The sequence below is a fragment of the Marisediminitalea sp. genome (assembly GCF_984433645.1).
Genome location: NZ_CFIDRX010000130.1, coordinates 1 through 12406 on the forward strand (window position 1 = coordinate 1; position 12406 = coordinate 12406).

Consider the following 12406-nt stretch of genomic DNA (forward strand, 5'->3'; position numbering starts at 1 on the left):
GGCAACCACACCCATGCTATTTGGCTTTGCTGCACCACGAATTTTGTTGCCCAACGATTTCGAGCGCCAGTTCACCACAATACAACAATCGATGATCCTGGAGCACGAGTATGTGCACTATCAGCACCGTGACCATTTGTGGAATTTACTTGCTCTCGCCCTGGCGTTGATATTCTGGTTTAACCCCCTGGTATGGATTGCCTTGCGTGCTTTCCGCATAAATCAGGAGCTGGCCTGCGATGCGACAGTACTCAGACATAAAACAAAAACCGAAAAAGTGTTATATGCCACAGCGCTTGTGCAGTGCGCTGAACACTCTCTACGCAATATCACGCTGTACCCCACTTTTGGAGACAAATCGACCATGATAAAACGTATTAATTTAATCAAGCAGCCAGTGGCCAAGAGCAAAGCAATAGGTATTGCCGCCTTGCTTATTGGCAGCCTTTTTACCGCCAACACGGCATTAGCGAGCTTGGTGCCGCCACCACCACCGAAGAACGAAGTTAACCAGGCTACCCCCGTGATGCGAGTAGACCCGGTATATCCTATGGAAGCAGCAAAACAGGGAATCGAAGGATCCGTGGTTTTACAATTTGATATCACCGAAAGTGGTGAAACCGACAACATCAACATTGTCGATTCCTTCCCCGAAGGCACCTTTGACAAAAGTGCAATAAAAGCACTCAGCCAGTGGCAATACAAACCTCGTATTCAGGGTGGCGTGGCACAGCGTCAGACGGCTCTTCGTGTTCAGCTTGACTATCGATTGGATGAAGATTCATTGAAATCGAGCACTGACATTGAAAAAATAAAAGTGTCAGCGAAGTAAAAATAGCTAGGCCCAAGTCGAGAATGTGTGGGAGTAACAAGCTGACTTTCCACACATTCTCAACGCGCATATCACCTATTTGCAGGTATCGTTGCCCTGCCCGGATGCCCACTTCATCCCGTTTTTCAACAGCGTAATATTGTGCGGGGCGTTGTACACTTCTTTGCGATGGCCAATGGCGCTGTACATGGCTCTGCCCTTACCTACGCAATGTGTCCACACCAACGGATGATCTTCGCCCATTTCCAGCTCTTTGCCGGGCGTGTAGGTACTTTCGTCAATTGACATAACGATGTCGTACCCTTTGCCAGAAACGCTGTCTGAGAAAGAATACCACTCGTCATTGAGTACCCAACGCGACGGAATACCTTCTGCAACACCCGTATCGTGATGCGTAACGTCCAGTGACGCATCCTGGAACCAGTTGTCGCCCAATGGGTGGCCGATAAACTGAGCGCCTACCAACACATCGCGGTACCAGTCCCAAAAATACACGGAATCACCACCGGATGCGTGAATTCCCAGGAAGCCACCGCCGTTATTCATATAATCTTCAAAGGCTTTGCGCTGCGACAACGTCAGCGTGTCACCGCTCACGTTGTTCCATATTACTACATCAAATTCAGCCAGGTTGTCTGGCGTAAATGCGCTGCCTTTGGCACTAACCGATACACCGTAGCCCATCTCACGGGCCAGCTTGGTGAGGTTCTCTGTTGCGGTAGTAACAGAGTCACCGTGATCATAACCGTTGATCTTCTGATAAATCAGTACCTGTACCGGCTCCTCGCCCAAATCGAACTGCACGGGGTCGGCATCAAAGCGGGCACAACGGGCGATTTTATCTTCCCGGGTAACCGGAAGCGCTGACAGTTCTTTACGCATTGCCGCGGCAGTGTCGTCATCCTCTATACCGGCTCTTGCTAACATCTGGTCCAATGTAATCAGCGTACTGAATGATGGCATGGATTCACTCAAAATCCAGGCAGGCATTGCAGCCAACACACCTGGATAATGCTTATCGACAATGGCCCTGGCTTTGGGTCGCATTACCACATCGTAGGCTGGCAACGAGCTGGAGAACGGCACGTCACGCAGCGAACAATCCGTAAGCGCCTCGCTTGCTGCTGCATGACCTGATACAAGCAGAGCGCCAAGCGACAGGGTGGCAGCCATTACTGGTTTTAACATTTTGTTTTTTGTCATTTTTTAGTTCCTTACAACGGCCACACCGTCATCCACGCTTTATCCCCTTTTTTGTAGGGAATATCTCTGTAATCGCCTGGTACTTCGGCAAAGCGCAGTACCTGGGTTGCTCCCACTTCTGACGTGAAAAAGCCAAAAATCATTAGCTGTTTGTACAGCGTAAAATAATGGGGCAGACCTTCGTGCCCTTCACCACGCCAAGGGGTTTCTTCACTGTTATTAAATGCCAGCGCTTCCGTATCGAGAGACGACACCAATTCGTTCTTTTGTGACGCGGTTAAACCAACAAACCTTTTGCCAAACTGCTGCTGACTTCGGGTATCGATGTCTTTAAACCCGGCTTCCATTAAGTGCTGTTGCTCCGGCGTGTAGTACTCCCGGACCATACCAATGAAGAAAGCGGGCAGGCCTGCATCGTTAGCGCCCGGCGTGTCGGTGCGAGGTAACACGGTTTCGCATAATTCCGTGATCAACGCGACGGTATTGTCATCGAACCCGGCGTCTTTCACTGGTGTTAACGCGGGCTGTGTTTGCCACACCGCAAAAGAAGGAGACGCAATGAAACTGGTGCCCGTTGCTGTAGCGATGAATTTGAGTAAGTCACGGCGATCCATTACAAGTTCCCCCGCTTCAGTTCTTCCACAGCAAAGTCAGCTGCCCGGGCAGTCAGTGCCATATAGGTAAGAGACGGATTCACACAGGAAGAGGACGTCATACAGGCACCGTCGGTAACAAATACGTTTGGCGCATCCCATACCTGATTGTGCTTGTTGAGCACTGAGGTTTTCGGATCGCGGCCCATGCGCGCTGTGCCCATTTCGTGGATCCCCTTACCCATGTGATAAGTCGACTCCCAGGCCGTGGCATTTTTTAACCCAATGCTATCAAACATCTCCACAATGTCTTCTTTCATGGCTTTACGCATTTTCAGTTCGTTGTTGCGGATTTTGGCATCCATTTCCAGCACGGGCAGACCCCACGCGTCTTTCACATCATGATTCAGTGTAACCTTGTTGCGGTGATCCGGCAGGATCTCACCAAAGCCTACGGTACTCACACTCCATGGACCCGGCTCGCTCAACCCGTCTTTCAGGCTGGCGCCAATACCTAGCTGGTCAGCATTACGGCTGAAATCAGAACGCGACGCATTACCCTGGAAACCAAAGCCACGCAGGAAGTCCCGCTTGTCGTTGCCCCAGTTGGCAAACCGGGGAATGTAAAAGCCTGTTGGCCTGCGGCCATACACATATTTGTCGAGATGCCCGTCAATTTCAGCCATACCACCCAGCATGTAATGGTGATCCATTACGTTATGGCCCAGCTCACCAGAACTGGAACCCAGACCGTTGTCCCACACGTCCCGCGCAGAATTCATCAACAACCAGGCTGAGTTCAGCGCCGAGGCATTCAAAAACACAATTTTGCTGTGAAAGACTTCCGTTAATCCTGTTTCTGAATCGATAATTTCAACGCTGGTTACGCGCTTTTTGTCTTTGTCGTAAATCAGCTCTTTCACAATCGAAAGCGGTCGCAGGGTCAGGTTGCCGGTTTTAAGTGCCGCCGGTAGCGTAGCTGACTGCGTACTGAAGTAGCCGCCAAATGGGCAACCGGTCCAGCATTTGTCGCGGTGCTGACATTTTACCCGCCCCTGCTCAGGGCGTGATTCAGTAATATGTGCGGTGCGTCCCATAATAATGTGACGCGCGCCTTTGTACTGCTTTTTCAGACGTGTCTGCAGATCTTTTTCCACCGCATTGAACGCAAAAGCGGGCAGGAATTCGCCGTCAGGGAGTACGTCTAAGCCGTCGCGATTACCCGAGATCCCGGCAAATTTTTCGACATAGGAATACCAAGGGGCAACGTCTTCATAGCGAATAGGCCAGTCCACCGCAATGCCTTCTTTGCCGTTAGCTTCAAAGTCTTCGGGATTTAACCGGTAAGACTGACGCCCCCACAACAAGGAACGGCCACCGACCTGGTAGGCTCGAAACCACTGAAAGGGCTCTTTCTCTACGTACGGTGCTGTGGTTGCACTGGCCCAGGCTCCCATTGTAGGCTCATTGAAGGGATACCCTTTACCTCGCGCCATATTGGGCTCTGTCGCCAGGGCCTCAAGACTCGGCCGGCCATGATGCGGATAGTCCCACAGGTTCTTATTCATGTTCGTGTAGTCTTTAATGTGCTCGACGTTTTCGCCTCGCTCAAGCATGAGTACCTTGAGACCCTTTTCGGTCAGCTCTTTTGCTGCCCAGCCCCCGCTGATACCCGAGCCAACTACAATGGCATCATATGTATTTTTTGACATTCTCGACTCTGTTTAAGTTAAAACGATCTGCACCTGTGTTTTGCTAAACAGACCAAACCGCGTTACGCCATACCGCAACATTGTTAACGAAATGTATAAATAGAGTTGAAAAATAAAACACAATAGACATCGTTGTCAACGATAAGCCATTGTCATTCGTCGCATGACAAGGTAGCTCAAGGTTTAACTTGAAATGCAGTAGCACGAATATCGCTTAGCAGGCTGACATCGTTATCGTAAGCAAGGTTGAAAAAAACTATTTTGACTGTGAATATTAGTAGTCTACGAGACATATTAGCGCAGCGAATGTGCGCCCGGCCATCGTGTGGGCAACACAAAGTGTGTGCTTGAGGCTCCTCAAGCCAGGAATCAATTGACGCCTGACTTGATAAGACTCATTTAAATTCGTCGGTGAAGTAGCTAGAGAAGGCACCCTTCATTCGAATTCACATCACCATTAGCGAAGTAATTTTCTGATATAGGCACCAATAAAAACCGTAATAAAAACAATCCCCAGAACCGACTCCAACACGGTGAGAGCAGCAATTAAACCGCTGGGTTCGTAATCCGGCCATTTGCCGAAGAAATTGCCAGTAAATCCCTGAATACTTAATGCAAACGACGCCAGCCAACTCATGTCAGGCTGGCACAATTTAAACAACGCGACAAACAATAAAATTATTGCCGTTGAGGAAATTGCAATATTCCTTAGCCTGACGCCCCACCCGAATATATGACCGAATAACAGTCGCGTAATAGCGTAATGCGGCTGATTTTGGCGCATAAAGAAATAGGCATCATCTTCTGCATCCAGTTGGCCGGTATCGCTAAACCAGTTCTTCAGAGAACAATAGATTTCTGCCGTTTTATCAGCGTTCTCCTGTTCCTCCACAATGAATTGTTTGGGGGTCAGTGACAAAGGAAAGTAGCGCTGTTTGACATACATTTCCTGAATTGGCAAAAACACCAGACGCGAAGCGCTCAGTCGGTTTAGTTGCAGTTTACACCTATCGAGTTCGTTATCTTCAAAGTAAGCGTTACCATCGATAGTTGAATTTTGCAGAACAATATTGCCGACAACGCGGTTGTTGAACACCCGCATGTGTCGTTCAACCGAGGAGCGTTGCATAGACAACGACGCGGATTCTGGCTGTGAAAATTCTACCTGCGAAAGGCTGAGGTCCTTTTCAATCGTCGAGTCAACAAGGCCAATTGTTTCCGTTTCACACTGTGACAGCGCCATGTTTTTAATAGTAGTATTATTAATGTTTAGCCTGCCAACATCGCATTTTTTAATCGCGAGTTTTGCCTGAATCGAGGTGGCATTGGCCGTTTCAGACGCGTAAAGCTCACAACCTATATACATCGCCCCAATTCGGCCTCGTTGAATATCCGTCTCATCATCCTGATTGCCTATGACTTCAATGTCGTTGTAAAAAGTGCCGCCAATGGAAACCACGCCTTGCACCGTGATCTCGTTAAGCCAGACTATGTCTTCACACCCCTGAACGCCGAAGTCCATATATACATTTTCGGCTTCAAGGCCTCGTAAAGACACGCCGCCCGGACCGCCAAAATCACATGATTCCAAATGCAGACTGGCTTCAATATGCGACGACTTCAGACTGAAATGTTTGTTAAAACGGCTGCTGCAAAACCACAAGTTTCCGGGGAATCGGCAACTAATGAGCCTGAAGTCTTCCGCAAAATCACAGTCAAAGAAAGCGCAGGTCGTATCCAGTGTTAATCCTTCTAAATTCACCAGGCCAAATCGACATTGGCGGAAAACGATGAGTGCAGCTTTTTGTTGCAACGCATCCGCTAATCGCTGCTGGTCAAAAGATTCATTCTCAAATAGCAACATGTCCGGGGCAGCGGCTGGTGCCTCGAAACACACTGCAGCACTCATTAACAACCCGCGCTCAATGGTGTCCTGTGGCTTTAGTGAAGCCTGCGCACACAACTCTTCACCGTGGCTGAGATGACGAATGCCTAACTTTTTTAATTCCAGCCAATAAACGAATTGAAGCCCGTTGTTTTCATTGAGTAACACAGAAAAACGCGAATGTTTAGGCTCGGTAAAAATGCAGTGAAACGTTTTATAGCTCAATGGTCATACCCTGTTTTGCAAAACCTGCAAAATGCGTAGTCACGGTGTTATTGAACGTCTGCCAGTCATCCCCATAACTCATGAGATATAGCTTTTGCTTCACATTCGGCGGGTATGCCAATAGTGAACTCAGATTGGCATGTACCGGGTTCCCCTCGTGCAGCGACACATCGTGAAAACAGTAATCATAAGTGTAGTCAGTAACAATTGACGGAATGGCCAGGGTATCTGCGGTGTAAAGTATTTTTCGGTTAATGCAGAGCCCAAAACAGGGCTTACCCGGCGTGTGATCGACAGCGAAAACATCATAGCTGACGCCGTCAAACTCAAACTGGTTGTCGGTAATAAAACGGACATCGAAGAAATCTTCCAGCGTCGCCTCGCCTTCACCAATTCGTCCCATCGAGCCTTTCAGCGTCTGGTCCCAAAGTTCAGTATAAATTTCCCGTTTAATAAACAATGGCACCTTGCGATTCAGACGAAATAGATACTCGTAGCCTACGCGCTCCAGCCCGAAAACATGATCGCCATGCACATGACTGATAAAAATGCCCGAAATGTTGTCAAAACCGATGCCACTATCGTTGAGGGCATGTTTTATTGTATGACCACAATCGATTAAAAAGGCGCCTGACTCACTGACGACCGCGGCACTGGTATTAAACATAGTGGCTGAGTCCGAACTGCCAGTCCCTACCATCTGAAAAACACGGGTCATATCGCGATTACCCTCACTGGTAAATGTTAAACATCGACTTACCTGTGCATCTGCTGATAAGTCGTTACGTAAAGTCCAATACCGCAACGCTACTACAGAGCCAGAGAAATTTCATATTTTTCAACACAATTATTGTCATCGAAGGTGTCAACGCGGCGCTAACTGCGGGATTTCAGGAATGTTAGCAAACAGGAGAATCAGAATGCAGAAAAAGTAACCGGGCAGGATACGCCCGGCACTACCGTTTCGGAGTGATCGATGTGACTAATGGTGGCATTTCCTCACAGTTTATTTAATGCCTCGTCGATATCTTTAGCGCTGTGCCGATTGGGTACCTGCCCGTCGTCGCCCCAGGTACGATTGACAATCCGGCCCCGGCGAACGGCGGCCCTGGCGTCTATACTTTTCGCCCAGCGTTGTAAATGCGTATATTCATCGACCTGCAAGAAATTCGCCGCTTCATAAAGACGCCCCAGCACTAATTGGCCGTACCATGGCCATATGGCAATATCAGCAATGGAGTACGTCTCACCCGCCATGTAAGTGTTGTTCGCCAAATGTTTGTCCAGTACGTCCAACTGCCGCTTTGTCTCCATAGTAAAACGATTAATCGGATATTCCATTGGGTATGGGGCATAGCTGTAAAAGTGACCAAACCCGCCTCCCAAATACGGCGCCGACCCCATCTGCCAAAACAACCAGTTATTGCAGGCGACTTTTTCCTGCGGATCGGTAGGGATCAGCGCGTTAAATTTCGTAGCCAAATACTGCAATATAGCACCCGATTCGAACAATTTGGTTTCAGGCGTTGTGGTGGTATCAACCATAGCGGGTATTTTCGAGTTGGGGTTCACTTCAACAAACCCGGACGAGAACTGATCGCCAGCGCTGATATCCACCAGCCAGGCGTCGTATTCAGCGTCCGATATGCCCGCCGCCAGTAATTCCTCCAGCATAATAGTGACTTTTTGCCCGTTTGGCGTCGCCAGTGAATACAGCTGAAGACCATGACTACCCGTTTGCCTGGCTTTTTCATGGGTGGCACCGGAGACCGGTCGGTTAATACTCGCCCACTTATTGCCGTCATCCTTTGGTGGTTGCCACACGTCAGGGGGCGTATATTGCGAATTGTCTGTCATAGGTTAGCTTCCTTTTATTTGTTACTGTCGGTAGGGCCTGCGATATTTTGCAAACCAACACATATTACATTGGTATACAGACCGGAAATTAAAGCTGTTGTCTCAAACGTTATCTGAATATCTTATGCGAATAACAACGCTGGGCAGCTGCTCTGCAGTTTGTACAAGCAAATACCGCATAACAGTTCAGTGATTCCTCTTATTTTTCCAGCCATTCAAATCACATTACATGCCGGGCCTGTCAGTTTGGTTTTATACTGTGTTGAAACCTACACGACACAAACCAACAGACACTAAGAGATAAATGCCTATGCGCTTTTTAATTATCCACCTTGCCGTGCTGATTTTTACTGTCAGTCCCATGGCTTTTGCCAATACAACACTAGCCGACGATGCCGCCGAGAAACGCGCTGAATACATCAGGGCCAACTACACCAAGTTTGAATATCAGATCCCGATGCGGGATGGCATCAAGCTATTTACTTCTGTATACCTGCCTAACGACGATAGCCAGACATACCCGATTATGTTGCAACGCACCCCTTACCGGGTCGCGCCCTATGGTGTCAGCAAGTACAAGACGCGTTTAGGGCCAAGTGAGCGCTTTGAAAAAGAAAAGTTTATTTTTGTTTTCCAGGACGTTCGCGGCAAATCTATGTCTGAAGGCGAGTTTGTAAACATGCGCCCTCAGGATGCCTATAAGCGTGGCAAGAAAGCCACTGACGACGCCACGGATACCTACGACACCATAGAGTGGTTGGTCAACAACCTGCCAAACAACAATGGCCGCGTAGGCATGTGGGGCACGTCTTACCCCGGCTATTACACGTCAGTTGGCTCCATTAACAGCCATTCCGCACTAAAAGCCATTTCACCTCAGGCGCCTATCGCTGACTGGTTCTTCGACGATTTCCATCGCAACGGGGCGTTTGTTACTCCCATGGCGTTTATCTTTTTCGATTCCTTCGATAAGCAACTGGACGGCCCGCAGGCCCATCGCGAAAAAGGCAGGGATTCCATTACGCCTGATGGGTATCAGTTCTTTAAAGATCTGGGGCCGTTGTCGAATGTGAACAAACACTACTTTCACGGCGAGCGACCGTTTTGGAATGAACTGACCGAGCACCCTAACTACGATGAATACTGGCAGGCTCGCGATGTACTGCAGCATCTGAACAAAACTAAGCCGGCGACTCTGGTTGTAGGCGGTTGGTACGACACAGAAGACCTGTACGGCCCGCTGTATACCTATCAGACCATGTCCAATAACAACAAAAAGTCGCACATTAAAATGGTAATGGGCCCCTGGTATCACGGACAGTGGAACAGCACCAGTGGCGGTAAGTCGCTGGGTGAAGCTGACTTTGGTTTCGACACCAGCGCCTGGTTTCAGGAAGAAGTCTTGTTACCCTTCTTTAAACAGCATCTGAAAAAAGCTGACGACGCCAAACTTGCCACAGCCACCATGTTTGAAACCGGTAGCAATCGCTGGCGTAAATTCGACCAGTGGCCACCTAAGGATGCAAAGGAACACACTTTGTATCTGGGCAGTCAGGAATCACTGGTCAGCACCGCGGTCAACACCGGAAGCAGTGAATATATCAGCGACCCGAACAAACCGGTTCCGCACTCTGCCAAGGTAAGTCGCGGCTGGGATCGCCCATACATGGTTGAGGACCAGCGTTATGCTGCACGTCGTCCGGATGTACTGGTGTTCGAGACCGACGTACTGGAAAACGACCTGACCATCGCCGGTGCCATTGATTTAGATCTGTGGTTCTCAACCAATAAAACGGCTGCAGACATCATTGTAAAACTGGTGGATGTGTTCCCGGGGAAAGATGAAAACACCGACAAAGTCGATGCGAAAACAGGTAATCGCCATGAGCTGGTTCGCTGGGGTTCTCTGCGCGGCAGATTCAGAGACAGCATGTCAGATCCAAAGCCTTTTGAGCCGAATAAACCGACCAAAGTGCGCTTTGACCTGTACGATGTGCTGCACACCTTTAAACGCGGTCACAAAGTACAAATACAGATTCAAAGCAGTATGTTTCCGTTCCTGGATATTAACCCGCAGAACTATGTTGAAAACATTTTTCATGCCGAGGAAAAGGACTTTGTAAAAGCGTTTCACACTATTTATCACAATGCGGATTACCCTAGCGCAATCCACTTTTCTACGCTGGACTGATCGGGGTGAAGATGGCAATGAAAAAGAGCATTGTTGCACTGATGGGGGTTGTTGCTGGTAGCGCGCTAGCGAATGATGCAATCGCCCCGGTCGACAACCTGTTCGACGCCATGCGCGCCCATGATGAACAAAAGTTGCTGTTGCAGTTCACGGCCGATGCCGTACTGCAACGCGCCAAAAATGACGGCAGTACGCAGACCACTGACATCCGGAAGTTTGCAAAAGCCATCGGTCAGGCGAACGCCTTTCTGGATGAAAAATTACTGTCTGTCAGTGTGCATCAAAGTGGCAACCTGGCCTCAGTGTGGACGCCCTATGTCTTCTACCGGGATAGCGAACTTAGCCACTGTGGAGTGAACAGCTTTCAGCTGGTCCACACTGCCGAAGGCTGGAAAATACACTATCTCATCGACAACGTATTTACTGGCAGTTGTGACGATTTTATAGCCACTCACTCATCACCATAGCGCGCTCACGCGCGCTATGCTCCCCCTCCTTGTCGAGCAAAACGTTTTAATCCGTGATGAGGTTTTTCTCAACACACAGCTGAACTTGGGTCCATCCGTTTCGGCGTTCTATTGTCAATTCAGCATTGTGCTGGGCCGACCGGTCTCGCATGCTTTGCAAGCCGTGTCCGGCCTTACACACCGCAGGATCAAAACCCCGGCCATTGTCTTTAATTACCAGACGCCAGTGTGTATCCGTTTCTATGAACTGAACAGCACACCGGGATGCTCCACTGTGTTTTATCACGTTACTAATGGCTTCTTGTGCAATGCGGAACAAGTCAGCTTCGACCGCCTTGTCTGGCGTATGCTGTAAGTGAACATCAGGCATAAACGTTATGCCGTTTTTATTAAGTAACAGATAAAACTTTTCACCGGTCAGAATACCTGCCAGTCCTACATCCTCCAGTTCTTTCGGACGCAGTTGAAACAGGATCTCATACACGCTGGTATAAATATAATCAATCTGGCTACGCAGCGATTGCAAAAACGCGTCAGGTAAACCAAGCCTTTCACCCAGCTTCACTTCTGTTTTCAAACCAATGATGGACTGACCCACATCATCGTGAAGCTCCTGCGCGAGTCGCTCTCTTTCTTTGTCAGTCGCCGTTGCCAACTGTTTGGTCAGACGTTTAATTTCTCGGTTGTTTTTTTCGAGCGTCATGACACTTTCACGCAGTTTATTGGTTTTTTCTTTAACCAATTCAAACGCACTTCCCGTTAAAAAGCCGCTGATAGCCAGCGACAATACGAAAACCTGTAATTCCCAGAACACTACCGCCTGGGGTTTGAGCAGTACCAACGAAATACATACGCCTAATAAAACGAGCATCGCCCCCTGCAAATTGTAGTAATAAATGCATATCGGCAAAGCCAGTAAGGTGAGCAGTTTAAATAGATAGAATGGATTCGATGCGCCGGTTAACCAGACGAACAGCTCACACAACGCCACCAGCCCGGCTATTAACAAAGCCAGTACTATGCCTTTTTGCAGCAACCTGAGGCCACGGGATTGCGAAACGATAAGCACGACTGACAACACCAGAAAACAACCAATCAAATCGCCAATCCAGTAGCCGATTGTCAATTCTGCCGTTTGTAACAATGACAGTGCATCTTCCGCTGCATGGGTAAGCGCGCGCAGTACCCCCTGGATAAACGTAATACACACCATTATTGCCATAAGCCACCACTTCACTTCTATGGCATTCTGATTTGGCTTTTTATGGCGCAGGTAGGCGACGCCCAACATAGCGCCTAGTGGCGGAATGACCCTTAATGGGTCGGTTAAATAACCCACCATACCGGCAACGGATACCACCGCACTTCCGTGATGAATATAATCAACAGACATACCGAATAGCGTGAATTCACCAACCAGCAGCGCGGGCCAGAAACGTTT

Annotated in this window: 10 protein-coding genes; 3 read left to right on the plus strand and 7 right to left on the minus strand. The window is 48.8% G+C overall.

Translation table 11 applies throughout. The features are described 5' to 3' along the window. On the plus strand, positions 1-832 hold an 832-nt coding region (locus tag AC4MRN_RS15050), incomplete at its 5' end, for a TonB family protein (RefSeq protein ID WP_491203724.1). A 75-nt stretch (positions 833-907) separates the two neighbouring features. On the opposite strand, the gene AC4MRN_RS15055 is transcribed toward AC4MRN_RS15050, so the two are convergent. The 6 genes from AC4MRN_RS15055 to yghU form a co-directional block, all read right to left on the minus strand. Next, entirely contained in the window at positions 908-2035 is a 1128-nt protein-coding gene (locus tag AC4MRN_RS15055) for a ThuA domain-containing protein (protein WP_491203725.1), read from the minus strand. Between the two features lie 11 nt (positions 2036-2046). Then, complete coding sequence (locus AC4MRN_RS15060) at positions 2047-2649, minus strand: gluconate 2-dehydrogenase subunit 3 family protein (protein WP_491203726.1); 603 nt, start codon at positions 2647-2649, stop codon at positions 2047-2049. Beyond that, positions 2649-4340 carry a GMC oxidoreductase gene (locus AC4MRN_RS15065; protein ID WP_491203727.1) on the minus strand — a complete coding sequence of 564 codons (1692 nt, stop codon included), beginning with the start codon at positions 4338-4340 and terminating at the stop codon, positions 2649-2651. The genes AC4MRN_RS15060 and AC4MRN_RS15065 overlap by 1 nt, the downstream gene beginning before the upstream one ends. A 457-nt stretch (positions 4341-4797) precedes the next feature. After that, positions 4798-6450, minus strand: a complete 1653-nt coding sequence (locus AC4MRN_RS15070; protein WP_491203728.1) for a hypothetical protein — start codon at positions 6448-6450, stop codon at positions 4798-4800. Then, positions 6440-7168, minus strand: a complete 729-nt coding sequence (locus AC4MRN_RS15075) for an MBL fold metallo-hydrolase (protein ID WP_491203729.1) — start codon at positions 7166-7168, stop codon at positions 6440-6442. The genes AC4MRN_RS15070 and AC4MRN_RS15075 overlap by 11 nt, the downstream gene beginning before the upstream one ends. 281 nt (positions 7169-7449) lie before the next feature. After that, a complete protein-coding gene (gene yghU, locus AC4MRN_RS15080) occupies positions 7450-8307 on the minus strand; it encodes a glutathione-dependent disulfide-bond oxidoreductase (protein ID WP_155013821.1) in 858 nt (285 codons plus the stop codon). Positions 8308-8617: 310 nt separating this feature from the next. Here yghU and AC4MRN_RS15085 point away from each other — a divergent pair, with 310 nt between their 5' ends. Continuing rightward, on the plus strand, positions 8618-10498 hold the full coding sequence (locus AC4MRN_RS15085; RefSeq protein ID WP_155013820.1) for a CocE/NonD family hydrolase: 1881 nt from the start codon (positions 8618-8620) through the stop codon (positions 10496-10498). Between the two features lie 11 nt (positions 10499-10509). Further along, positions 10510-10965, plus strand: a complete 456-nt coding sequence (locus AC4MRN_RS15090; protein ID WP_491203730.1) for a hypothetical protein — start codon at positions 10510-10512, stop codon at positions 10963-10965. A gap of 46 nt (positions 10966-11011) precedes the next feature. Here the strand turns inward: AC4MRN_RS15090 and AC4MRN_RS15095 are convergent. Next, positions 11012-12406: sensor histidine kinase (locus tag AC4MRN_RS15095; protein WP_491203731.1), on the minus strand; the 1395-nt coding region annotated here is incomplete at its 5' end.

Coding starts and splice junctions, on each gene's coding strand:
- AC4MRN_RS15075 (WP_491203729.1), bottom strand. CDS start 7,168: ATGACCCGTGTTTTTCAGATGGTAGGGACTGGCAGTTCGGACTCAGCC.
- yghU (WP_155013821.1), bottom strand. CDS start 8,307: ATGACAGACAATTCGCAATATACGCCCCCTGACGTGTGGCAACCACCA.
- AC4MRN_RS15090 (WP_491203730.1), top strand. CDS start 10,510: ATGGCAATGAAAAAGAGCATTGTTGCACTGATGGGGGTTGTTGCTGGT.
- AC4MRN_RS15085 (WP_155013820.1), top strand. CDS start 8,618: ATGCGCTTTTTAATTATCCACCTTGCCGTGCTGATTTTTACTGTCAGT.
- AC4MRN_RS15055 (WP_491203725.1), bottom strand. CDS start 2,035: ATGACAAAAAACAAAATGTTAAAACCAGTAATGGCTGCCACCCTGTCG.
- AC4MRN_RS15060 (WP_491203726.1), bottom strand. CDS start 2,649: ATGGATCGCCGTGACTTACTCAAATTCATCGCTACAGCAACGGGCACC.
- AC4MRN_RS15065 (WP_491203727.1), bottom strand. CDS start 4,340: ATGTCAAAAAATACATATGATGCCATTGTAGTTGGCTCGGGTATCAGC.